24 protein-coding genes are annotated in these 23,666 nt (G+C 46.0%); 18 read left to right on the top strand and 6 right to left on the bottom strand.

Features of this window, described 5'->3' with window-relative positions:
- The first annotated feature begins 49 nt into the window (after positions 1-49).
- The 6 genes from WFK81_RS01015 (at position 50) to WFK81_RS00990 (ending at position 6,563) form a co-directional block, all read left to right on the top strand.
- Complete coding sequence (locus WFK81_RS01015; RefSeq protein ID WP_336784604.1) at positions 50-1,252, top strand: COG4705 family protein; 1,203 nt, start codon at positions 50-52, stop codon at positions 1,250-1,252.
- A gap of 161 nt (positions 1,253-1,413) precedes the next feature.
- Positions 1,414-2,583: an MGDG synthase family glycosyltransferase gene (locus WFK81_RS01010; RefSeq protein WP_336784603.1), complete on the top strand. Its 1,170-nt coding sequence runs from the start codon at positions 1,414-1,416 to the stop codon at positions 2,581-2,583.
- The gene (locus tag WFK81_RS01005; RefSeq protein ID WP_336784602.1) at positions 2,576-3,754 is read left to right on the top strand and encodes an MFS transporter; all 1,179 of its coding nucleotides are present in this window, start codon (positions 2,576-2,578) and stop codon (positions 3,752-3,754) included. The genes WFK81_RS01010 and WFK81_RS01005 overlap by 8 nt, the downstream gene beginning before the upstream one ends.
- A gap of 37 nt (positions 3,755-3,791) precedes the next feature.
- The gene (locus WFK81_RS01000) at positions 3,792-5,252 is read left to right on the top strand and encodes a sensor histidine kinase (RefSeq protein ID WP_336784601.1); all 1,461 of its coding nucleotides are present in this window, start codon (positions 3,792-3,794) and stop codon (positions 5,250-5,252) included.
- Between the two features lie 36 nt (positions 5,253-5,288).
- A complete protein-coding gene (locus WFK81_RS00995; RefSeq protein WP_336784600.1) occupies positions 5,289-6,140 on the top strand; it encodes a COG4705 family protein in 852 nt (283 codons plus the stop codon).
- A gap of 120 nt (positions 6,141-6,260) precedes the next feature.
- Positions 6,261-6,563, top strand: coding sequence for a hypothetical protein (locus WFK81_RS00990; protein ID WP_336784599.1), 303 nt, complete (start codon positions 6,261-6,263; stop codon positions 6,561-6,563).
- A 21-nt stretch (positions 6,564-6,584) separates the two neighbouring features.
- On the opposite strand, the gene WFK81_RS00985 is transcribed toward WFK81_RS00990, so the two are convergent.
- Together WFK81_RS00985 and WFK81_RS00980 are read right to left on the bottom strand one after the other, a co-directional pair.
- Positions 6,585-7,016, bottom strand: a complete 432-nt coding sequence (locus WFK81_RS00985; RefSeq protein WP_442956022.1) for a DUF2306 domain-containing protein — start codon at positions 7,014-7,016, stop codon at positions 6,585-6,587.
- Positions 6,976-7,266 carry a hypothetical protein gene (locus WFK81_RS00980; RefSeq protein ID WP_442956021.1) on the bottom strand — a complete coding sequence of 97 codons (291 nt, stop codon included), beginning with the start codon at positions 7,264-7,266 and terminating at the stop codon, positions 6,976-6,978. The genes WFK81_RS00985 and WFK81_RS00980 overlap by 41 nt, the downstream gene beginning before the upstream one ends.
- Before the next feature lie 132 nt (positions 7,267-7,398).
- On the opposite strand from WFK81_RS00980, the gene WFK81_RS00975 reads away from it, so the two are divergent.
- Both WFK81_RS00975 and WFK81_RS00970 read left to right on the top strand, forming a co-directional pair.
- Positions 7,399-7,986 carry a DUF1349 domain-containing protein gene (locus tag WFK81_RS00975; RefSeq protein WP_336784597.1) on the top strand — a complete coding sequence of 196 codons (588 nt, stop codon included), beginning with the start codon at positions 7,399-7,401 and terminating at the stop codon, positions 7,984-7,986.
- A 208-nt stretch (positions 7,987-8,194) separates the two neighbouring features.
- Positions 8,195-9,070, top strand: a complete 876-nt coding sequence (locus WFK81_RS00970; RefSeq protein WP_336784596.1) for a cation diffusion facilitator family transporter — start codon at positions 8,195-8,197, stop codon at positions 9,068-9,070.
- A 92-nt stretch (positions 9,071-9,162) separates the two neighbouring features.
- Here the strand turns inward: WFK81_RS00970 and WFK81_RS00965 are convergent, their stop codons facing one another.
- Genes WFK81_RS00965 through WFK81_RS00955 form a run of 3 tightly spaced genes read right to left on the bottom strand, consistent with a single transcriptional unit; the run spans position 9,163 to position 12,931 of the window.
- The gene (locus tag WFK81_RS00965; RefSeq protein ID WP_336784595.1) at positions 9,163-10,287 is read right to left on the bottom strand and encodes a Ger(x)C family spore germination protein; all 1,125 of its coding nucleotides are present in this window, start codon (positions 10,285-10,287) and stop codon (positions 9,163-9,165) included.
- The gene (locus WFK81_RS00960) at positions 10,284-11,387 is read right to left on the bottom strand and encodes a GerAB/ArcD/ProY family transporter (RefSeq protein ID WP_336784594.1); all 1,104 of its coding nucleotides are present in this window, start codon (positions 11,385-11,387) and stop codon (positions 10,284-10,286) included. Before WFK81_RS00960 ends, WFK81_RS00965 begins: the two co-directional genes overlap by 4 nt.
- A gap of 17 nt (positions 11,388-11,404) precedes the next feature.
- Positions 11,405-12,931: a spore germination protein gene (locus tag WFK81_RS00955; RefSeq protein WP_336784593.1), complete on the bottom strand. Its 1,527-nt coding sequence runs from the start codon at positions 12,929-12,931 to the stop codon at positions 11,405-11,407.
- 184 nt (positions 12,932-13,115) lie between these two features.
- On the opposite strand from WFK81_RS00955, the gene WFK81_RS00950 reads away from it, so the two are divergent.
- The 4 genes from WFK81_RS00950 to WFK81_RS00935 all read left to right on the top strand — a co-directional run bounded on the left by WFK81_RS00950 (position 13,116) and on the right by WFK81_RS00935 (position 16,694).
- Complete coding sequence (locus WFK81_RS00950) at positions 13,116-13,658, top strand: RNA polymerase sigma factor (protein ID WP_336784592.1); 543 nt, start codon at positions 13,116-13,118, stop codon at positions 13,656-13,658.
- On the top strand, positions 13,645-14,964 hold the full coding sequence (locus WFK81_RS00945) for a DUF4179 domain-containing protein (RefSeq protein ID WP_336784591.1): 1,320 nt from the start codon (positions 13,645-13,647) through the stop codon (positions 14,962-14,964). The genes WFK81_RS00950 and WFK81_RS00945 overlap by 14 nt, the downstream gene beginning before the upstream one ends.
- A gap of 29 nt (positions 14,965-14,993) precedes the next feature.
- Entirely contained in the window at positions 14,994-15,713 is a 720-nt protein-coding gene (locus WFK81_RS00940) for a YwaF family protein (RefSeq protein WP_336784590.1), read from the top strand.
- Positions 15,714-15,833: 120 nt separating this feature from the next.
- Positions 15,834-16,694, top strand: coding sequence for a PhzF family phenazine biosynthesis protein (locus WFK81_RS00935; RefSeq protein ID WP_336784589.1), 861 nt, complete (start codon positions 15,834-15,836; stop codon positions 16,692-16,694).
- A 55-nt stretch (positions 16,695-16,749) separates the two neighbouring features.
- On the opposite strand, the gene WFK81_RS00930 is transcribed toward WFK81_RS00935, so the two are convergent.
- Positions 16,750-17,310 carry a GbsR/MarR family transcriptional regulator gene (locus WFK81_RS00930; protein ID WP_336784588.1) on the bottom strand — a complete coding sequence of 187 codons (561 nt, stop codon included), beginning with the start codon at positions 17,308-17,310 and terminating at the stop codon, positions 16,750-16,752.
- 252 nt (positions 17,311-17,562) lie between these two features.
- Here WFK81_RS00930 and WFK81_RS00925 point away from each other — a divergent pair, with 252 nt between their 5' ends.
- The 6 genes from WFK81_RS00925 (at position 17,563) to WFK81_RS00900 (ending at position 23,602) form a co-directional block, all read left to right on the top strand.
- The gene (locus tag WFK81_RS00925; RefSeq protein WP_336784587.1) at positions 17,563-18,762 is read left to right on the top strand and encodes a quaternary amine ABC transporter ATP-binding protein; all 1,200 of its coding nucleotides are present in this window, start codon (positions 17,563-17,565) and stop codon (positions 18,760-18,762) included.
- A complete protein-coding gene (locus WFK81_RS00920; RefSeq protein WP_336784586.1) occupies positions 18,759-19,595 on the top strand; it encodes an ABC transporter permease in 837 nt (278 codons plus the stop codon). Before WFK81_RS00925 ends, WFK81_RS00920 begins: the two co-directional genes overlap by 4 nt.
- A 9-nt stretch (positions 19,596-19,604) precedes the next feature.
- Positions 19,605-20,480, top strand: coding sequence for a glycine betaine ABC transporter substrate-binding protein (locus tag WFK81_RS00915; RefSeq protein ID WP_336784585.1), 876 nt, complete (start codon positions 19,605-19,607; stop codon positions 20,478-20,480).
- Positions 20,481-20,552: 72 nt separating this feature from the next.
- Positions 20,553-21,221, top strand: coding sequence for an HAD hydrolase-like protein (locus WFK81_RS00910; RefSeq protein ID WP_336784584.1), 669 nt, complete (start codon positions 20,553-20,555; stop codon positions 21,219-21,221).
- Positions 21,222-21,422: 201 nt separating this feature from the next.
- On the top strand, positions 21,423-22,889 hold the full coding sequence (locus WFK81_RS00905; protein ID WP_336784583.1) for a sensor histidine kinase: 1,467 nt from the start codon (positions 21,423-21,425) through the stop codon (positions 22,887-22,889).
- A gap of 20 nt (positions 22,890-22,909) precedes the next feature.
- Entirely contained in the window at positions 22,910-23,602 is a 693-nt protein-coding gene (locus WFK81_RS00900) for a response regulator transcription factor (RefSeq protein WP_336784582.1), read from the top strand.
- Positions 23,603-23,666: the final 64 nt, after the last annotated feature.

Genomic DNA, 23,666 nt, shown 5'->3' with positions numbered 1-23,666 from the left:
AGCAAAAATAATCGATATTTCCTTGATATCAATTGAAAGGGGTATGAAAATGGCTGCTTCGGCAAGAGATCATAATCAGTTATTAAGCAAGGTTCCGCAAGTAACGATTTTCTTCTGGTTAATTAAAGTATTATGTACCACAGTGGGGGAAACCTTCTCGGATTTTTTAAGCGTTAATGTAGGCTTGGGTTTGCCAGCGACTACCTTAGTGATGGGGATCGCTTTTGCAGTAGTGCTCTTTATTCAGTTTAAAACATCGAAATACAACCCGTTTATTTATTGGCTTACCGTTGTACTCATTAGTGTATTCGGCACACTAGTAACCGATAATATGACGGACGGATGGGGAGTGCCGCTTGAACAAAGCACGATCATCTTCACTCTTTTGTTAGCCTTAACTTTTCTATCCTGGTACGCCAGTGAAAAAACGTTATCCATCCATTCGATCTATACGTTCAAAAGAGAAGTATTCTATTGGCTGACGATTCTTTTTACTTTCGCCTTAGGCACGGCGGTGGGAGATCTTTATTCGGAACAGCTCGGTCTTGGATATTTAAAAACAGGCATCATCGTGCTTGTGATCATTGCATCTGTTTTTATCGCATGGAAATTAAAGCTGAATGAAATTTTAGCCTTTTGGATTGCGTATATTTTGACCAGGCCGCTTGGGGCTTCATTAGGAGATTATTTGTCCCAAACGAAGAAGAATGGCGGCTTGGAGCTCGGCGCTACGGTAACAAGCGTCATTTTTCTCATCGCTATATTGGCGGTTATCCTTTTATTGGCCGTAACAAAGCTCGATTTAATTCCGAGATCCGAGGAAGTTAAGACGGGTGGTCAACAGACGGGTATCAAAAAGGTGTGGATGCAGTCCGTTTCGACAATCGTTGTCTTGTTAGCTGTAGGAATTGGCGGATACAGCTGGTGCAGCAATCATCTTGTACCGCAGGTTGATTCTTCGCAAACAACCTTGAGCGGACAACTGGACGATTTCATACAAATTGAAAGCGGCATTCAGAATAGCATCACCGGCAATGACTGGAAAGCGGCAAAGTCCGGAGCCGATGATCTGGAACATAATTGGGATAAGTCGGAGCCTAAGCTGAGAAAAATAGATCGAAAAACATGGACGCAAATTGATGGTACGATTGACAATGTTCTTGCGGCCGTCCGCAGTAAAAACCCGGATGCCGGGAAGTGTAGTACCGTTCTTACAGATTCATTAAATGTATTAAACTCTTCGAATCAATAAGCCATACGGCCTGAGGGATCTAGCATTCCTTGGGCTTTTTCTTGTTCGCAAACTTAATGAGTGCACGAATAAGAAATATTAATTAAGAAACTGTTAATAAGGCTTTCACAGGGGTTTTAGATTTATTCATTATATTTGATCTAAAAAAAGGAGCCAGAGATATGACACCCAATTCAAAAATTCTGATTGTCTATGCCTCGTTTGGTGATGGCCATATCAAGGCAGCAAAAGCGTTGTTAGAGTCATTTATTGCTTTAGGGTATACCCATATAAAACTGATGGACTTGTTAGAAGTTGCGCATCCCCGTATAAATTTTGCTTCAAAGTGGCTCTACTTGAAGAGCAGCAGCTATGCGCCTAAAGGATATGGATGGTTTTATACGTTAACCAACAGCACCAAGCCAAGTCGAGTTTCCAATCATATTTATCATTCCTTCGGCAAGAAAAAAATGCTGGAAGAATGGGAATCGGAAAAACCTGAAGTAATCATTCATACCTTTCCTTATCTGACAGCAGACGAACTGAAATTTGAGGTTGGTCATGGTATTCCAACTTTGACTGTCATAACGGACTACGTTTTGCATGGTCGCTGGCTGCATGAGAATACAAGTCGTTACTGCGTGGCGAGCGATTCGATAAAAGCTCAAATGATGGAAGCTGGCATTCCTGAATATAAGATTTCCGTTACAGGAATCCCGGTGCATTCGAAGTTTTTTGAGGCTGCGGATAGAGCTTCTGTTTGCGATAAATGGGGATTTGAGGCCGAACGTTCTCGGGTGCTTCTTATGGCAGGGGCATACGGCGTACAGCGATCTTTGAAATTAATGATCAATACGGTTATAGAAGAAACGGCGAGTGACCTTATTGTGGTTTGCGGAAAAAACAAAAAGTTAAGAAGAAGGCTGGAGAGGGAGTATTTTAGCGAGAAACGAATCACGGTTATCGGTTATACGAACAAAATTCATGAGTTGATGACCATTTCCGACTGTTTGATTTCGAAAGCAGGTGGAATTACTTTAACTGAAGCGTTAGTTAAACATTTACCAACCATTGTTTTTCAGCCAATACCTGGACAAGAGGAAGGAAATGCGCAATTTTTATCCACAGAAGGTGTATTGGGTATTGCAAGTGATAAAGATACTTTAGCAAGAGAGCTAAAGAACGCGTTAAGTCTTGATGGGGATAGGATGTTTAAACGAATAGCTGCATCGGTAGGCTTAAAACAATCCTCCATGCGTATTGTAGAGGAAGCTTTGAAGCTAACCGGCTTGGTTGAAAAGGGATCGGAATGGATGGTCAACGAAAGAAAGGCAGCGCAAATACATGCATAAATCCGGTTATTCCCTTATCTCATCGGCATTATTGCTTTTGTTTACGGAATTTCTCAGGGGAGCCTATCTGGTCGCTTTTCTTCCCAATCTGGTCGATGAAAGGTTAAAGATTTCGATTTCCGTGGTAGGAATAGCTGTCTCCATTCATTATTTGCTGGATAGTTTATGCAAAATCTATATCGGGTACATGATTGATCGTTATGGCTCCCGAGTTGTTCTGCATGCTGGTTTTTCTCTTGCTTCAATCGGTATGCTTCTGATTGTTCTCGCAAATTCTGAGCTGCAGATTTTTTTATCTTCCGCGCTGCTTGGAATAGGATTATCGCCGGTTTGGCTAATTTGCATGAAGCAAATAAATGGCGAGAGCAGGGCCAAGCAGGCTGGATTCATTTACGTATTCTGGATGGCGGGGCTGGGATTAGGACCTGTATTATGTAACGTGGCTCTAGACCTGGGATGGAATTATAGCGTTTTAGCGCTTATTACTGCGTTAGTTCTGGGATGGTTATCCGGTGCTTTCAATCACCTGCATACGAGGACCGAGAGAAGGTTAATTTCTTCCCAATCTATAGTCCCTCATCTCAGACATGTAATGGTATACATCAGAATGAATCCTTATATTCTGCCGGCGATTATACTACAGACTACCGGCGCGGGCATGGTTGTTCCCTTTTTGAATATTTTTGCTGCAAACCGTCTTTCCCTATCCCATTCAGAGCTTTCCATTGTTATGGTACTGGGAGCGGCCAGTGTGGTTCTCTTGTTAGTGCCAATGGGAAAATGGTTTGATGCATCCGGAAGTCGTTGGTTCTTAATCGGTGGATTTGGATTGTTTGCCCTATCGCTTGTTGCGCTGACAGGAGTCAACTCCTTTTACATGACGACGGTTGTTGTCATAATCATGGGTTCTTCCTATGCGATGCTGCTGCCTGCTTGGAATGCGCTAATGTCCAGACATGTGCCTATGGATGCTTCGGGTACGGGATGGGGAGTCCTTTCTACCATTGAAGGCCTCGGTGTAGTCGTTGGACCGCTAATAGGCAGTTTTTTGTATGTATACGGAAATTTAAACACGCCGTTTTTAGCTAGTGCCTCATTGTTTGGAGTGATCAGTATTATGTATGGCTTTATGCCTTCGCGGGTGTTCGGATATACTTCTCAAAACGCATGAATGAATAAGATATACCGGACTATAAGGAGAATCGTCCATGTCCATACGTCTAAAATTATTACTTTCGTATTTTATTATGTTAGTTGTCCCCTTGATCACGCTAGTTGTTACTTCGATTCTGCTCGTTATTATTTTTAAAGGTGATTTGCATAATATTCGAATGGTTTATGAAACAAAGATAGAAGGATTTGAAGAGGAGGATTACCATCGCATTATTAAGCAGTCCATCGAACAAAATCCTGATTTACTGCTCGACCGGAAATATGTGAACCAATTGTCTTCTCAGCTTTCTTCTCGACAGACCTATTTATACGTGCGGACAGATGAACATATGGTTTATGTTTCGGACGAAATTCGAACGAAAGATAATCTTTTGTCTGAACTAACGCCCATTCATAACAATGAACATAGATTGGTATCCCGTACAAGATCATACGGAAACAATGATTATTATCATTATGTAGGTTATGCATTCCATAACAAGGATAAAGCGATTGATTTATACATGATCACTAAAGTGGATCCCATCGTTTATTTTTCGAAGAAATATGCCCCTTATCTTCTTGCTACGGCAATTGTAGTGTTGGTTTTAACGAATGTATTACTGACTTTATATATGTCGAGACATATTATCAGACCGATTATGTCACTGCGAAGCTCGGCACTCTCCTTTACCGCAGGGAATCTCAACGACCCTGTCATTGTTCACGGCAAGGATGAAATTGGACAATTAGGAGCGGTCTTCGAGAAATTAAGAACACAGTTATTACAATCATTTAGCATACAAGAACAATTCGAAAATAACCGAAAGGAATTAATAGTTAATATATCTCACGACTTAAAAACTCCGATCACTTCCATTAGAGGGTATGTGGATGGATTAATTGAAGGGGTTGCCTTTTCATTGGAAAAAACGGAAAGATACCTTCGGACAATCTCCACAAAAGCAGCCGAAATGGACCGGTTAATCGATGAGTTGTTTTTATATTCAAAGCTTGATCTTAATCGAATGCCTTTTGTATTTGAAACCGTAAATGTGAAGGCCTTTTTGGGAGACTGGATGGAGGAGCTGGCATTTGAACTGGAAAAAGAGGGGGTCACCCTTCTCTTCACTATTCAAATCATGGATTCCATTGAAATGAATGTAGATCGAAAATCCTTTCGCAGAGTATTAGAGAATATCATACAGAACAGCTTGAAATATTTGAACAAAGCAGAGAAAATCATTCGCTTAGATGCGTTTATCAGCCGTTCGAATTTGAACTTGACGATAGAGGACAATGGAAGCGGAATTCCTGAATCGGCCTTGCCCTACATTTTTGATCGTTTTTACCGAGCCGATCCTTCTCGTAATTCTGAAAAAAAAGGGAACGGATTAGGCTTGGCGATCGCCAAACGAATTGTTCTTGAGCACAGCGGAAGTATTTCCGCTGAGAGCACGGAAGGTGTAGGAACGAAGATGGTGATAACGATCCCGATTTCTCTTCATAATAATTAATAAAAATTTAATCCGGTATTCACTGCTCGTTGAGAATTGAAATTTAAAATGAAAATCGGAGTTTATAAGAAAAAAGCCAAGGAGACCGGTATGTATATGTATCAAGCAAACTTAAAAGCCAGAACGGCAGAAATGTTAGCGAAAGTACCTGAAATCACGTTATACTTCTGGATAACAAAGCTCCTTACTACAGCTTTGGGAGAAGTAGCTTCGGATTATTTATTTGAAAAATTAAATCCGATATTCTCATTGCCCATAAGCGTAGCCGTTTTTATTGCAGCCATGTTTCTTCAATTCAAGGCACAAAAGTATATCGCCAGTCTGTATTGGCTTGTTGTCATCATGGTCAGCATATTCGGAACAACGGCTGCTGATGTTATTCGCGTAGGGCTCGGAATACCGTATATGGCTTCAACCTTCTTTTTTGTTATTATGTTGGCCGCGGTACTTCTAACCTGGTATGTCAAAGAGAAAAGCTTATCCATACACAGCATCAATACCCGGAGGAGAGAAGTTTTTTATTGGTTGACCGTTCTAACCACATTCGCCTTGGGTACTTCTGCAGGGGACCTAACAGCTTCCAGCCTGCATTTAGGATATTTGGCTTCCGGAATTATGTTCTTCGCTTTATTGCTTATACCCGCAGTATGTTATTGGCTGTTTAATATGAAGGAAGTCATGGCTTTCTGGTTTGCCTATATCTTAACTCGTCCCGTTGGCGCTTCGTTTGCCGATTGGTTCTCCGCAGCGCATGCCAATGGAGGAGTGGGATACAGCAAAGGAGCTGTAAGCTTGGTATTGTTTATTGCCATAGTTATTCTGGTCGTCTTTCGAGGCGGTGCTGCCGCGAAGATGCAGGAGAGTCCGCAAGCGGCAGCCAATCATTAATCATTGAATGAATTAACACGACAGTAGCCGATTATTTATCGGCTGCTGTTTTTTTGTTACTTAGAGTTATTGTGAGAAATTAATAGAAGTGGGTTAAGATAATTGGAACAATATAGTAAAATGGTCGGTGAAGCGAGAAACATTAAAGGAGGTAACAAAGCAATTATGGGCAACGACTTTTATCGAAAACTAGGAGCTGCTTTTATAATCTCCGCTGGAGTAATTTATACATTTGAACGTGTGGGCTCCTTGCTGGCCCGCAGCCGCGAGATTGTAGCAATGTATGAAGTAAAGATGTACGATGCCATACCGAAAACGCATATCGCAGGCTTCTTCGATAATATTTTTGTGCCTGTGCTTACGTTTATTGGATTAATACTTTTCGTATATGGGTTCCCGAAAAAAATTAGGAGGAATCTATAATTACCTTGTCATGCGACCTCCTCAAATAGGCTTTTTCTCGATTCGAAAAATCACTTCCGGAACAACAAGAATGCATAGAATTGCCCCGTAAAGTCCAGTCGTATAGCTTGTTACATAGGTAATGCCGATCATTCCGTGCAACACGGAGGTGAATAGATGAATCAGCAAATTTGTAAAGCAGAACGCGTAGCTCCGAATCATCCAACGGCGATGCTGAGAAATCCGTTTTTTCCGGATGTGCACAATCGCTGTTGTTGTGACAGCCAGCCAAATCAGATTAAGCAGATTGAAGCCCATGCTGCTTATTTTTCCTCCTGTGGCATAGGGAGCCATGTAGCCGGAGGTCAGGACTACCAGCAAAACGGACGATACGTAAACGTAGCCGTTCAAGCGATGTAACCGGGGGGACTTCTTATAACTGGCGGCCCAGAAATTGAGAAGCCCCGACGCCAGCCGGCCAGGTCAACCGTTTCGTGCGGTCTTTCTCCTTCTCGTCCTGCTGCTCAATAGTCTGGTCCTCGACCGGAATCGGATCAACGGTGCGTTCACTGGCAAACTTGTCGAACAGACTCTCTTTCTCCGTTGGAACGCCCTCCGGATTATCACGCTTGCCCTGCTGTTTGCGCCGGCGGTCGGCGCTACGTTCGAATGGATTCATCGCAATCACCTCCCATCGTTTATGTTTATTTACCCGGTTTCCCATCGTTCTCAAACTTGTATAGATATCCATCTCTCGATTATACCTCTACTAATCGTTCATATTTTTATAGTGTCTATAATGACGAATTATGTTACTTTTATAAGTAATTTCCATTAGTGAATTGGAGGCAGAACAATGAATTTTGAATGGATGAACGAGAGCGAAATTACGGAAACAAATGGCAGAATAGAAATTCAGGCAACAGAGAAGAGCGACTTTTTCATTAACCATGGAGCAGTAGCAGATGAAGGAATTACGCCGGAATCACTATGTAATGCGCCGTTTTACTATACGCATATATCCGGGGATTTCGTTATGCGAGTGAAGGTATCGCATGATTTTAAAGATACATACGATTCCGCTTCCATCATGGTTATGAAGGATTTGACGCATTGGGCAAAGGCTTGCTTTGAATTAACTGATTTTGATACTCACGCGGTGGTTAGCGTGGTTACGAAGGAAGAATCAGATGATGCTAACGGCTGCAATATTGACGATAACACGGTATGGCTCCAGGTGTGCAGAAGCGGGAATTCCTTTGCCTTCCACTATTCTACGGATGGCGAAAATTTTTATATGATGAGATTTTTCGCCTTGCCTGCGGATGAGACCGTCAAAGTGGGTTTATTGGCACAAGCGCCGTTAGGAAACGGCGGCAAGAGAATTTACGAGAATCTGACCATTGAAAAAACAACAGTCAAAAATATTCGCATGGGTAAATAAGGTTTGAAACACGACAGCAGCCGGGAAATGCCGGCCGCTGTTTTTTTGTCCCTTTTGCCTTGCCGCAATAAATATACCTTCGGTAAAAATAGTTTGTCCCGGTTTACAAAGTTCGCTTATTGAAAAAACGTTTCTCTAGACCCACTCAAACTTTGGCTGGTACGATTGATAAAGTCATTGAGTAGCCGAAGGGAGTTTTTGGAGAAGCATGGAGCAGCAACAACGTTATGAAAATCTTAAACTAGGCGAACGCGGAGCTATTGTTAGTATTGTTGCCTACATCTGTTTATCTGCGCTTAAATTGATTATAGGAAATATCTCGGGATCGGAAGCTTTAAAAGCGGACGGGCTAAACAATGCAACGGATATCGTAGCCTCTATAGCGGTGCTTATTGGTTTAAAACTAGCTCAGAAGCCGGCAGATAAGGATCATCCGTACGGCCACTGGAAATCGGAGACTATCGCCTCCTTAATCGCTTCTTTTATTATGATGGCGGTTGGTATTGAGGTATTAATAAATGCGGTTTCATCCGTATTTAGAGGCAGCGAGCAATCCCCGGACTTCATTGCTGTGTGGACGGGATTATTTTGTGCGGCGGTTATGTACGTTGTTTATCGTTACAACATCAATCTGGCTAGAAAAATTAAAAGCCAAGCGGTCATGGCTGCTGCCAAGGATAATATCTCTGATGCTTTGGTGAGTATAGGCGCAGTGATTGGCATTGTGGGTTCTCAGTTTAATTTGCCTTGGCTCGATCCCGTAACAGCTGTAGCCGTTGGTCTCCTTATTTGCAAAACGGCATGGGATATTTTCCGTGAAGCCTCCCATCACTTATCGGACGGTTTCGATGAGGCAGCTCTGCAAGACTTTAGAGAAAAGGCAAAGCAGGTTGAGGGAGTGGAGGATGTAAAGGATCTGAAGGCAAGGAACTATGGGAGTAACGCTGTGATTGATGTCGTTTTGTCGATCGATAAGAGCCTCGATTTTCATAAAGCGCATGATGTAGCGACAGAGGTAGAAAATGAGTTGAAAAAAACTTCGGATGTACTTGAAGTCCACGTGCATTATGAGCCAGCGAAATAATGATGAATCGACAGCCGGAAAATATGAACTGCATGCTCAAAAGGCTAGATACAATCTTATTATTTGAGATGCAGTTCATAATCAAGCTCAACTTATCTGATGGTACCCATGGAGATGATTTTAACGCGAACGTCGAAATCAACCTCCGCATGCGAGAAGGCTTCTCCCCACGCGTCCTCAAAGGGTTTGAAATGTTGATATTGGTATGCGCGCGCATATATGCCAAACCCAACAGGATCAATTCGATTACGCTGGAATTTATGGATTAATTCCTCCAACTGATCCTTCAGCTGCTGCGATAATTGTCTCTCAAGGGCATTTGCCTGTTGTTGGATATCGTACTTGAACAGCTGCTCCGTCAAAGCCGCCGACACCTTCATTTGAACCCGGAAGCGAAACCGATTATCCGAATAAGAAGATTTGATCTTCGTCTCGATTTTCCGAATCCCAAAGCTTGCCTTGTCCAATTCGAAGACGTCCGCATTTGGCTCCCCCGGAATGGCGAAGGAGAGAGAAACCCCTTTTGTTGCCTTTTTCTTGAGTAGGTTTAGCAGCACGCTCTCTTGATAGCCAAGCGAGGCTGCATATTTTCCCTTATGCGTTAATAAGGCCGTTCCAATTAAACGAAAGCTTTTCTGCTTGGAGTCATAATCTACCTCGCTCAAACTTGGTGTAAGCCCTTCTTCGTAAATTTGCCGGTGCATGTCCTGAGCGGTAGTTAGGACCGTTGTTCCCCGTTTGCTCTTGGAATCGACCATTCCGCGAAGTAGAACTGGCAAGGGGGGCTGCCCTTTCGGTTTAACGGCAAACATTTCTTCCACGGGGCCGTCAAAGGCGACCATTCGGTCGAGAACGGTATTTCGCGCATCCCGGAAAATAACGTCCAAAATTTTAAACCAGTCCTCATGCTGAAGCAGCTTTCGTCCAACGACGTAAACCTGATAATTTCTTCCTTCCAGGGCACCCGAGGTGTAAGCATCTTGTATGCTCCTTGATTCGCGGAGGCTGGATACGGGAATATTGTACTGCTGCACGTCATTGCTCTTATCCCCGAATACCGGGTTGGAGACGTAAAATCGGAGCTTATTATTCTCATCCAGATCAATGCCGGCGGCTAGCGGTACGGCTGCTTCTTCGAGATCAACCTTATCTCCGCACCCGGGAAGAATCAGAACAAACAGGAGAAGAATCATCGTTATTCTCATCGTTTTTCTCATCCTGGCTGACCCTCTTGCCGCAGACGTTCCTGGATTACGAGGTAAATCCAAATCATTATCGGAAGTATATATTCGACAACGATTCCGAATTTGGTCAAATGATGCTCCAGCCAATCGCTTTGGTTAAATGTCGGGATGAAGAAGTAGGTTCCGATGCCGATAAGGATAAGCAGACCAATCAGGTAGCTTCTCTCTCCAGCTCCGTTTCTCGCCCATTTCAGGCAATAGGCCGTAAAGTAAAGGCAGGGTATCCAAATCAGGGAGTAGATCCCGATGTAGAGGGAAATAAAAATGACCTCGATCCGTTCCACAAACTTGAATTGAATCGTTTTAAGTACGGTAATGACGGGTTGATTAATTTCCACCATCTCGTTCGGGCTGAAGTAGACGAAGCAGACGAGCGTAATAAGCAAATTGGTAGCCATCGTAATCGTATTGGCAAGCAGGATCCCAGCTCCGGCATACTTCTTGTTCGTCAAGTGGGGATACAGGAAGTAAGCGACGATAAAGCCTAAATAGGCAAAAAGAACGCCCGGAACAGCTGACAGGATCGGCCCCCATCCTTCCTTTGCTATAGGAATAAGATTTAACCATCGCCCTTGCTTCATTGGCAGTAAATAAATCAAAGGAAGCCAGAATAAAAAATAAAAAATCACCTCGGCAAATCGTCCGAGCAGCTTGGGTCCTTCTTTCGCGACGATGTAAGTCGGAATAAACAACAGCAGCAGAACGACGAAGGGAGACGTATTCTGCAATAACCATACGCGGATGATCAGCAGAGTTCGGAGTAGTCCGATATAAGCCATCGACCCAAGATATACCGCCATAATTAGCGCAAAGAGAACGGCTATCCACCGGCCGAGCCTCCGCCGAAGCAAATCCAGAATGGTGCCCTCTGAACTGCGCTGCATAGTCTTAAAGACGAGCAGGCTTGGAATGATTGTAATCAGCCAACCGATTATTATCGTGATCCAGCCGTCCGTTCCCGCGGAACGGGATACATCCCTCGGCGTTGACAGTACGGCAATGCTGATTTGAACGCCTGCAATGATAAATACGAATTGAAGAAACGACAAGGAGTTCTTCTCTAATCGGTTCATCTGCTCTTGTCCTCTCTCTAATGTCCGGTGTCGCCTTGCCTTTTGTCCTGCTGCGCGTTTGAACTGGTTGGACGCTTCTTCATCAGCCAGAGCGGCAGCCTTACCATCGTATCCTTCCAATCTCTGAATCGTACGGGGCCAAACGGCGTGCTGTAAGGAACGCCAAGAGATTGAAGGGAGAGAAGGTGAGCGATCAATGTCAATAGTCCAACAACGATTCCAACGAAGCCGAACAAGGAAGCGAACAACATCATCGCGAATCGGACAAGCCGAACCGCGGCACCCATATCGTAATTGGGCAGGATGAAGGAAGATATGGCGGTAAAAGCAACAACAACGACCATGATATTACTGATCAAGCCAGCTTGTACGATAGCTTGGCCAATGACGATACCTCCCACGATACCGACCGTTTGACCGACTGGCGCGGGTAGACGGACGCCTGCTTCACGCAGCATCTCCAGAGTCAGTTCCATGAAGACGGCTTCCAAATAAGGAGGGAAGGGAACCTTGGCTCTTGACTGGCCGATCGTCGACAGCAACTTCATCGGAATGACCTCGAAATGAAACGATACGACCGCTATGTAGATTGCGGGCAACAGAATGGCGGCAAAGAAGGCAAGCAGCCGCAAAAACCGAATAAATGTAGCGATGGTCCAGCGAGTACTGTAGTCATCCACGCTTTGGAAGAAGGAGATGAAATTCGCCGGACCAACAAGTACGCTTGGCGATCGATCCACCACTACGACGAATTTTCCTTGAAGAATCTGGGACGAAGCGGCGTCAGGGCGTTCCGTCAATATAAATTGAGGAAAAGGCGACAGAGGAGTATCTTCGATTAGCTCCGCCAATTCCCCCGTATTGATGACGGCATCTACGTCCAGCTTGCGAATTCGATCTTCCAGCAAGCCTAGTGTTTCAACATTTGCTACGTCGGCCAGGTACATGATCGAAAGTCTCGTCTGGCTTCTGGCCCCAATGGTATATTCTTTAATCTTAAGCTCTCTATTCTGGATATAGCGTCGAATCATTGCGATATTGGCGCTTCCCGTCTCTACGAAGCCTTGATGGGCGCCTTTTAGCGACGTCTCCAGCTGGGGATCCTCAATTGCCCGCTGCGGCCAGCCTTGCGTACCGCAGCCGTATGCGATGCTTTCCCCGTCTACAAACAGCATGCTGTATCCGGCGAATAACATGCGCTCGACCTGCCGCCAATCGGTAAGCCTATGGAATTCGCCGATGGTTGCCGGGAAATCATTTTCTTCGCTTAACACCGTAGTCCCTTGTTTAAGCGGGCGAAGAATGTCGCGGTTTATTGCGTTTTTATCCGACAATCCTTCGAGATAAACGAGTAGAGCCTGACGATTGTTAGCCTTCAGGATGAAAGGCCTGTGGATCAGGTCGGGGGTATTCGAGAATATTTGCTTCAGTTTCTCATGATTAAGTCTAAGATCGGCTTCCAACGAATCGGACTCAGCAGGTTGGATGCGGGATTTCGGGCCGCGATACTTCCGAAATCCTCTCGTTAGAGATTTCCCGTACATAATGCCACCGTCTCTTCCGTAATTTCCCTTATTGTTTCCGCTGCGTGAGGGCATATGCATCCTGAAATGATATATTAAGGAAAAGCCGGATTTTAACCTGTACCGGAGTCGCTTCCAAAAATTTTATCGAAAAAATGAACTTCTTAAGCCCAAGCATGCTCTTATCTATGAAAGGGGAGAGAACATGAGGGTAAGACGATTAGTCAGACAAGCCCAGAATGGCAATAAAGAAGCTTTATTGCAGCTAATCATGGCCGACCAAGACGCGTATTATCGCCTTGCCTATACTTACATGGGGAACGAGCACGATGCGATGGATGCGATGGAGGATATGATAGTCACTTTATATGAAAAGATTGATCAGCTCCAAAAGAGAGAAGCCTTTTACAGCTGGAGCAAAACGATTCTGGTAAATCGCTGCAGGGCCATGCTTCGCAAGAACGGGAAGTTCGCGCCGCTAGAGGATGAGCAGGAAGCAGGGGGCTATGGGTTCACGGAAGAAAATCCGTATCGCAGCACGGAAGCCGAGATGGATATGCAGACGCTGCTTTCCCATCTGAATGCCCATCAGCGGGAAGCGATAGAACTTCGTTATGTCCATGACTTTCCTTATCAGACGATTGCCGATATGACAGGGGTACCGCTGGGAACAATCAAATCAAGAATTTCGCAGGGCAAAGAGAAATTGAAGATGATTATCGGAGGTGATCGTTATGAATGCGATTGAGGATAAAATCCATAGGCACAAACAAAATTTGAATCAGATCCAGGCTCCGGCTGAATTGGAGGATCGGTTGCGGCAGGCTCTTCACCGGATTCCCGACAAAAAGCGCAGGAATAACAGGGCTCTCATGTGGAGCATATCGGCAGCAGCGGCTCTGCTGATCATTGTGTCCACGTATCAATACCCCGCGTTTGCATACATTGGAGGTAAGCTGCTTAACAGGGTAGAGCTAAGCTCGCTTAGCTTCTCCGAAGTAGCGGAGCAGGGTTACGGACAAACGGTTAACAAGAGCAAAACGTTTAAGGATGGCTCCGTCATTACGATTAACGGAGTTATTGCTGACGATAACGCCTTCCTTATGTATTACACCATCAAGCTTCCGGAAGGCTTAACCTTTAATAATGATGAATTTATCCGTTACGGCGTAACCAAATTAAAAGGATTTTTGACGAATGCCAAAATGACGGAAGGCTCCGTTGATTACAGCAAGGATAAGGCGCAGTTCCAGGGCGTTTATAAATTTGAGCCCGTAAATCCGTTTTCCCGAACTTTAACAGCGAACTTCAGTGAGCGGCTGGATAGCGGCGAGCAGGAAATACATCCGATCTCCTTCAAATTTGACGCCAATAAGGCGATGAAAAGCATCATTAACGAGCAAATCGGAAGAGCAGTGCCTGTTGATGAAGGAACGATTCATTATGACTCCGTCATAGCTTCTCCGACTTCAACGGTCATCAGAGGGCATTACGAACTGAATAATAATGGAGGGCACCCGATGTTCCCGGGGAAAACAAAGCTTTTTGTCAATGGTACGGAGGTTAAATCCTTTGGCTACCGGTCTGGCGGGTTGGATGGGAAAAACACCCCTACTTTCGAGTTTAGTTATGATGTGCTCCCAACGGATAAGATTGAATCGCTGGAAATTGTACTCGATACATTCAGCGGTTACCGGAAGATAACGGAGCCGATTCCGCTAACGTCGCCTTCCGACCATTCCATCAAAATCAACAACGAGAAGTTATGGATTCGAAGCGTGACGAAAACCGAAAGCGGCTATGATATCGTCATAGCTAGAAAAGAATTTACCATTTTGGACTCCGCCAATTTATTTGTGCAAGCCGGCGGCAAAAAAGTCCCAATCGCTTCGATATCCGCCTCGCGTCCTTGGGATTTGGGGAACGGAAATGTTTTAAGAGAGCAGACTTACTCTGTCCAGACGCAGGACAAACCGGAGTTTCTAGGGTTAGGGGGATTCCATTACATTAAGGAGTATAATACAAAGATAGCCATTCCTATTGCCCAGCATTAAGGCCGTATTCGAGAAGGGAGAGGGAAGATTTGACTTCGTTTTTTGCAAGGTACGTGGAAGAAGAATTTATTCCCTACTCCGCTTCACACATCTTTATGCTTGCCGCATTGGTTGTGCTGGCGCTCCTTCTGTATGGCTTCCGAGCGCAAATTAGGAGCAATACTCCCTTAAAAACCATCATCCGGTACAGCATCATCCTAGGTCTTCTCGCACCTCAAATTCTTCTTTATTATTGGTACGCCATCGTGGGACTTTGGAGCATTAAATATACGCTTCCGCTTGAGCTATGCAGCATATCGCAAATACTTGCGATAATTATGTTGTTTACGCGAAGCAAACTGCTGTATCAGATTGTATTTTTCGCCGGTATCGGCGGTGCGATGCAAGCGATGCTGACGCCGGATTTGGATTATCCGTATCCGTATTTCCGGTTTTTTCACTTCTTTATCGTTCATATCGCCATTATCCTTGCCCCCCTTTATATGACGTGGATCGGGAACTTCCGGCCGACTTGGAAATCCGTCTGGATCACGATGATTTTTCTGAACATTCTTCTCGTTGTAGTCGGAGGTACGGATTACTTGCTGGGTGCCAACTATATGTTCCTTAGGGAAAAGCCTGAAGGCGCGTCTCTATTAGATTTATTGGGGCCGTATCCGTATTATTTGGTAGCGGAAGAAGGTATTGCCCTTGTCTTATTCAGCCTGATGTATCTGCCGTTTATTCCATGGAGAAGACGTCAGGAATAACTTGAATGCAGTTGTTCATCGGATAGAAGAAACCACCGAATACCGAAAAATCCGGCATGATGGTTCTTTATTCCTCTCCTCTCCAATGTCATTATCTATATACGACGAGGAGGAATAGAAATGAACCGCCAAATTCCATTTCAACAAGTGGATGTGTTTACGGATATCCGATTTAAGGGAAACCCCGTTGCCGTAGTTATGGATGGGGATGGATTGTCATCGGAAGAGATGCAGGCTATCGCAAACTGGACGAACCTGTCTGAGACCACTTTTATTTGCACACCTACGAATCCGATAGCCGATTATAGGCTGCGTATTTTTTCCCCGAACAGCGAGCTTCCTTTTGCGGGACATCCTACTATCGGATCGGCCTTTGCCGTGCTAAAAAGCGGCTGCAAACCAATGACGGAGGGACGCTTGGTGCAGGAATGCGGGAGCGGGCTGGTTCCCATAGCTATTGATGAACATAAGCTGTTCCTCACCTTGCCAGAGCCTCATGTACAGAGCGTACAAGCATCTGACTTAGCGGGGCTTTCAAAGGACTTGGGAATTCCAACGCATAGCATACAAGCAAGCGCGAAAATTGATGTTGGGCCCGTCTGGATTACGCTTCAGCTTTCGGATGCAAATGAGGTGCGATGCTTGCGTCCTGACATGGCGAGACTGGCAACCCTTATTCCTTCAGGGGTAACAGGCGTAACCGTATTTGGGCTCGAGACCGAAGGGGCCAATGCCGATCTTGAGGTGAGGTCGTTTGCCCCTAACGAAGGCATTAATGAAGATCCTGTGTGCGGCAGCGGTAACGGGTGCGTGGCAACGCTAGTTAGAAATCTTGAACTGTTAAACGTTCAGAACTATGTTGCGGCTCAGGGCAGCTGCGTAGGTCGAGACGGAAGAGTAGAAGTTCAATTCAAGGATACCGGAGAAATATTAATCGGTGGCTACGCCGTTACCTGTATCGAAGGCGTGATAAATATTTAGTATTACGAAAAATGAACAAGAACCCTTTAGTCCAGTCGCTAAAGGGTTCTCTTATTTAGTCTTCCTTAGGTATAAAATCAAATATTTCTCCTGATTCAAACGAATCGATCAAACGGTGCAGCCAGCGGTAGTACTTAAGAGCTTCATTTATCTTCTGCTCATCGACTGAAGTGATTTCCTGCAAGGTGCTGTTATCGGGATCCGATGCCTGAAGCGCGTGAATCTCTTTTAATGACTTTTGCAGAGAGGCCATATTGCTTTCCACGGCTTTCCGCCATTTTATCGAGAAGAAGTCCGTAAAGTTCTGGTACCAGTCGGGAACAACCTCGTAAAAGTCTTTCCTCGAGCCTTTGCCCCATACCTTATCGATCATCTTCAAATCCATTAACGTCCGCATGCCGGTGCTCATGGATGTTTTGCTCATTCCCATCTGCTGGCTCATTTGATCCAGGGTAATGGGGTCGTTCTGAAAATACATATAACCATAAAGATGACCAATTGATAATGTTATGCCGTAAAGATCCATGTTTTTTCCGATCGAGTCAATCACACGCTGGCGGGATACGTGCAGCGACCGTGATTGCTCGGGCGTTAAGCCGCCTATATTTTCGTCCATAATTGCCTCCTGGGTCACCTTGTCACACTTCATTTGTTATTGTAAGCCGATCTGAAATTAAATGTAAAGCTTTCATTTCCACAAGCATTATGGAGGAAATGGAAGGGATCAGGAGCATTAGCATCGTACAGTTTAAACTGTACGTAAATTACGTACGGATATTAACGTTGACTAATTATGGTCAAAAGGCCTAAACTGTCGTCAGACCAAAAAAAGTGAGCTCATGCTTACGAAGCAATAGGGAGGGAGATTATGTCCATCATCGAAGCCAAACAACTGACTAAAATATTCGGGAGTCACCCGGAGCAAGCGATGCAGTTCCTCAAGCAGGGATGGACGAAAGAACGAATTCTAAAAGAAACAAGAATGACAGTAGGGGTAAACCAGGCTAGCTTCTCGATTGAGGCAGGCCAGATCTTTGTCATCATGGGTTTATCCGGAAGCGGCAAGTCTACCTTAATCCGCTTGTTGAATCGATTGATTGAGCCTACATCCGGTCAACTCTTGTTTGAAGGGCGGGATATCGTTCAGATGAGCGCCAAAGAGCTCAGACAATTCCGTCGCAAAAAAATGGGAATGGTCTTTCAGAAGTTTGCTCTGTTTCCTCACCGGACGGTTCTGCAAAACGTAGAATACGGCCTTGAGATTCAAGGAATCGAGAAGCAGGCGCGCAAGGAGATGGCTGAGCAAGCTTTACAGCTAGTAGGCCTGAGCGGATGGGAGAACAGCTATCCGGATCAATTAAGCGGAGGCATGCAGCAGCGTGTCGGCTTGGCCAGAGGGCTGGCCAACGACCCGGACATTCTGCTTATGGACGAAGCGTTTAGCGCGCTTGATCCGCTGATCCGCAAAGACATGCAGGATGAATTATTGCAGCTGCAGTCCACCATGAAGAAGACGATTATTTTCATTACCCACGATCTTGACGAGGCTTTGCGCATCGGGGACAAGATTGCGTTAATGAAAGACGGCGTTATCGTACAGATTGGTACACCTGACGAGATATTAATAAAGCCGGCTACCCCGTACGTTGAAAAATTTATAGAGGATGTAGATCTCTCCAAAGTATTGACCGCTGCTCATGTCATGCGGAAGCCTGCAACGATTACTTTGGAACGCGGGCCGCGTGTTGCGCTTCAGCTTATGAAGGAGCAAGGGGTATCGAGTCTGTATGTGACCGATAAAGGGAAGAAGCTTCTTGGCGTCATCACGGCAGAGCTTGCTTCCGCGGCACTGAAAGAGAATTTGTCGCTAGGAGATATTCTGATCAAGGAAGTGCCTTCTATAGACTCGGCAACACCGATTAATGAATTGTTTGAACCTATGGCAGCGTCGAGCATTCCGCTCGCGGTAACGGATGACACCAACCGGCTGCTTGGCATCGTCATTCGCGGAGCCGTGTTTGCCGCACTTGCCGGGAACGCCATACCAGAGGCAGGTGGTGCAAAGTGAATAATATTCCGAAACTTCCGTTAGGCAACTGGATTGAATCATTGGAAAGCTGGTTAGAAAATCATTTTACCCCTTTGTTTGACTTCATCCGCCTGATTATAGGCTCCATCGTTGATTTTCTGCATAATGTTCTTCTCTTCAGTCCTTCAATCCTTATGATTCTGATTATTACGGCGTTAGCCTGGTTCCTCGGAAAATGGAAGGTTGCCGCATTTGCGCTTATCGGGCTGCTCTTGATTGACAATCTAGGCTATTGGGAGCATGCCATGGAGACTTTATCGATCGTCCTTACCGCATCGCTGCTCTCCATTATTATTGGCGTGCCAACCGGCATTTTGTGCGCGAGAAGTTCATTCTTGCAAGGTATTATAACTCCTTTGCTTGATTTAATGCAGACGATGCCCGCATTTGTCTACTTGCTGCCGGCCGTATCGTTCTTTTCCCTGGGGGTTGTGCCCGGCGTCATCGCATCGATTATTTTTGCGGTACCGCCAACGATTCGCCTGACGAATCTCGGTATCCGGCAGGTGCCCGCAGAGCTGGTGGAAGCAGCCGATGCATTTGGATCAACGCCTAACCAGAAGCTGTTCAAGCTGCAGCTGCCCATGGCGCTTCCTACCATGATGGCGGGAATTAATCAGACGATTATGCTGTCGCTGTCCATGGTTGTTATTTCTTCCATGATCGGGGCGCAGGGACTAGGGGCCGACGTATACCGCGCGGTTACCCAGACGAAAACCGGAATCGGCTTTGAAGCGGGGATTTCCATTGTCGTATTGGCCATTTTACTTGACCGGATGTCTAACCATATCGTGAAAAAAAATAAACGCTAGAGGTGAAGCATGTTGAAGAAAAAATGGGGCTTGGTATTAACGGCGGCAATCGTACTGGTAGCGGCGCTAGCAGGCTGCTCACAAAAAACGGACTCTAAAAAAATTAAACTGGCATACGTGGCTTGGGATTCGGAGATTGCAAGCACAAATGTCGTCAAATATGTGTTGGAATCAAAATTGGGCTATTCCGTTGAAATGCTGCAAGTCGATGCAGGCCCAATGTGGGCGGGAGTTGCGGACGGCAGTGCCGATGCCATGGTAGCGGCTTGGCTTCCAACCACGCATGCCTCGTATCTGGAGAAATACGGGAGCAGCGTAGAGGATCTTGGTCCAAACCTCGAAGGAACAAAAACAGGGCTTGTTATTCCATCCTATATGAAGGAAAACTCGATAGAAGATCTGAATAACGACGCAACCGGCAAATCGGTTGATTACCAAATCATCGGGATTGAGCCTGGAGCCGGCATTATGCAATCGACTGAAAAAGCGCTGAAGGATTATGGTCTTGACGGTAAATGGAAGCTGATCGAAAGCTCCTCGGCCGCTATGGCGACCGAGCTGCAGAAGGCTTACGAAGCGAAGAAGCCGATTATCGTGACGGGTTGGACGCCGCATTGGATGTTTGCCAACATGGATCTGAAATATTTGGAGGATCCAAAAGGTGTGTACGGCGGTGAAGAAAGCATCCATACCATTGCCAGTAAAGATCTGAAATCGGATAAGTCCGATGCTTATACGCTGCTGGACCAGTTTAACTGGACGGCGGACGATATGGCAGAGGTCATGGTTGCGATCCAGGAAGGGCAGTCCCCGGAAGAAGCGGCGAAAGCCTGGGCCGACAGCCATTCGGAACAGGTCGACAAGTGGCTGGAAGGCACGAAGTAATCTTGGCTGCAAGGTTGCGGCATGATTCCCTATCCATTATGATAATGGCAGACTTCAAAGGGGGAAAATGTCATGGCGATCCAATTTGACCGGCCGGAAGCGGTAATCTTTGATATGGACGGCACCTTGTTTGAAACAGCAACCTTGCTGGAAACGGTACACGAGCGGTTGTTCCGTACCTTGCGCGAGGAAGGACTTTACGACCGTACTCCTCCGCTCGATGATTTGCTTGGCTGCCTCGGCATGCTGCTCGAGGATATCTGGCGGAAGCTGATGCCGGGCAGCTCGGAAGCCGCGCGTCTTCGCGCCGATGAACTTATGGTGCAGTATGAGCTGGAGGAGCTGGAAGCGGGAAGAGGAAGATTGTACCCTCAAACCGCGGAAACGCTGAAGAGCCTGAAGGAGCAGGGTATAAAGCTGTTTGTGGCAAGCAACGGGCTGGAGGCTTACGTCAAAGAAGTGGCGCGTTTCCAAGGCATTGCGGAGCTGTTCGACGGCTTGTACAGCGCAGGCGAATTCCAGACGGCTAGCAAGGTTGACCTCGTCGCCAGGCTGCTCAGCGACCATCAGGTCAAGACCGCCTGGATGGTTGGCGACCGTTCCTCGGATGTGGAAGCGGCAAAAGGCAACGGCCTTGTCGCAATCGGCTGCGCGTATGCCGGATACGGACGCGACTCCGAGCTGGCAGATGCAGACGTATGCATTCAGGCTATGCCGGAGCTGTTAAGCTTACTAAAATAACGAATAAGATGGCGTCACAGAGGATTCGTACTGTGACGCCATTTTTCCGTTCATTGCCGTTTATAAATTGTTTATAGGTTGTTTGCGGAGTTGTTACACCTTTCTGTTATGCTTTAATGGGCACCATTCCTAAAATCGCGTTTAGGTGATGCCGAAATAGCTTACACTTAGCAAAAATAATACAGAGCGCGGTGATGTATATTGTCCTTGCGATTCAGATTGTTGCTTTCGTTTACCTCGGTCGTTATTGTATCGGTTATACTTTTTGTTCTGTCTTCCTATTTGCTGTCCGTTGCCGTAACGGGAGATGTGCGCAGCTTCAATAACTTTTACAAAATCCATTATTCGCTTCATCCGCTCTCCGAAGAAGAAGAGAGTCTCTTTCTTGATCTGAAGTATTTGGCGAAAAACGATCCGGAACAGTTGAAAAATACGAAACTGCTGGAGAAGTACAATACCGATCTGAAGATGCAAAAAGCGGCGCTTGTCGTCCGGGTAAACGATTCGATTCTGTACGCGGCGCCTTCGCTTAGCGGCGTTGATTTCCCGTCAATCCTGCCTGATTACGATATGGGAAACAACGTCATCCGCAATACGCTTAACGCCGGGAGCCGTTTTTTCTCCTATTCCAAATTCGATTTTTATTTCTCGCCGGAATCGAAGGAGAAAGGCAGTATCTTCGTCATTCATGAGAGAAGTCCGTTTGCCCAGGTCATCCGCAGAATGCTTCCGATTCTGATCGGATTGTTTGCGGTTATCTTATTGCTTACCGGCTTTCTGCTGTACCGTTATGTCACCCGGAAAATCATTAAACCGCTGGACCAGCTAAGGCGTTCCGCCGAGCATATCAAGGATGGGGATTTAACGTTTGAGCTTAAAGCGGCTTCGAAGGATGAGGTTGGGCAACTTGTCCAAACCTTTGACCAAATGCGCCAAAGGCTATACGAATCGATTCAGCTGCAGCTCCATTACGAGGAGAACCGCAAGCAGCTGATCTCGAACATCTCGCATGATTTGCGAACGCCAATTACAACGATTAAGGGTTATGCCGAAGGGATCCGGGACGGCGTCACCAACACGGAAGAGAAGCTGAACAAATACGTATCGGCGATTTACACCCGCGCTTCGGACATGGAGCGGCTTGTGAACGAGCTTCTGTATTTCTCCAAGCTGGATTTGAAGAAGGAGCCGTTTTCGTTCCAAAAGCTGGAGCTAAGCCCGTTCCTCTACAATACGGCGGACGATATGTCGATTGAATTCCATAATCAGCATGTGGACGTTAGCTGGGAGAATATTCCGGAAGAGCCGCTGTTCGTGCTTGCGGACCGCGAAAAGCTGAAGCGGGTTCTGATCAATCTGTTTGATAATTGCCTCAAGTATATGAATCAGCCGCCAAAGCGCATTGCGATTGCGGTTAATCAAGAAACGGAAGATGTGGTTATAACAATTACGGATAATGGTCCCGGCATTCCCGAGGAAGCCATTCCTCATATTTTTGAACGCTTCTACAGGGCGGAGCCTTCGCGCAATCAGACGGTCGCCGGAGGGAGCGGGCTTGGCCTTGCCATTGCCCAGCAAATTATAGAAGGACATGGCGGCAAGATCAGGGCAAGCAGCAAGCTTGGCCGGGGGACAAGCATTTCCTTTACGCTCAAACGAGCGCGATAACGATAACAGGCGGTGACGGCATGACGCGCATATTAATTGTGGAAGACGATCCCTATATCGCGGAGCTGCAGAAGGACTATTTTGCGCTGCACGGGTATGAAGCGGAGATTTGCCATGACGGGCAGGACGGACTGAAGCAGGCGTTAAGCGGGGATTACGATTTGATCATACTGGATATTCAGCTTCCGGGCATGAACGGGTTCGAGATTTGCAAGACGATCCGGGAACGGCTGGATGTGCCGATTCTTATTGTGTCCGCCAAAAACGAAGAGCTGGATAAGATCCGCGGCTTTGGCTTTGGCGCGGATGATTTTGTGACAAAGCCCTTCAGTCCTAACGAGCTGGTAGCAAGAGCCAAGGCCCATCTGGCACGATACGAACGGTTCAAGAGCGGGCAGAAGAGTAATCCGGACGACAGCCTGCGCATCCGCGAGCTGACGATTCATCCATCCTCCCATCGCGTATTTGTGCATGATCAGGAGGTATTTCTTACGGCGAAGGAATTTGAAGTTCTCGTCTTTATGGCCACGAATCCGAACCGGGTATTCAGCAAGGATCAGCTGTTCGAGAAGATTTGGGGGCTGAATTCGAACGGGGATATTGCGACGGTGACCGTTCATATATCGCGAATCCGGGAGAAGCTTGAGGCCGACCCTTCCAATCCCCAATTTATCGAGACCGTTTGGGGAGCGGGATACCGTTTTACGGTTTAACGTCATTTTGTAAAAAGTTATCTAACAATTTATAAATTGTTTAGACTTTCTTTTCGGCGAATTT

Origin of the sequence: Paenibacillus sp. MMO-177 (genome assembly GCF_037147795.1) — a bacterium.
GTDB lineage: Bacteria > Bacillota > Bacilli > Paenibacillales > Paenibacillaceae > Pristimantibacillus.
The sequence above is the reverse complement of the archived record's forward strand: the minus strand, read 5'-3'. Positions and strand labels throughout refer to the sequence as shown.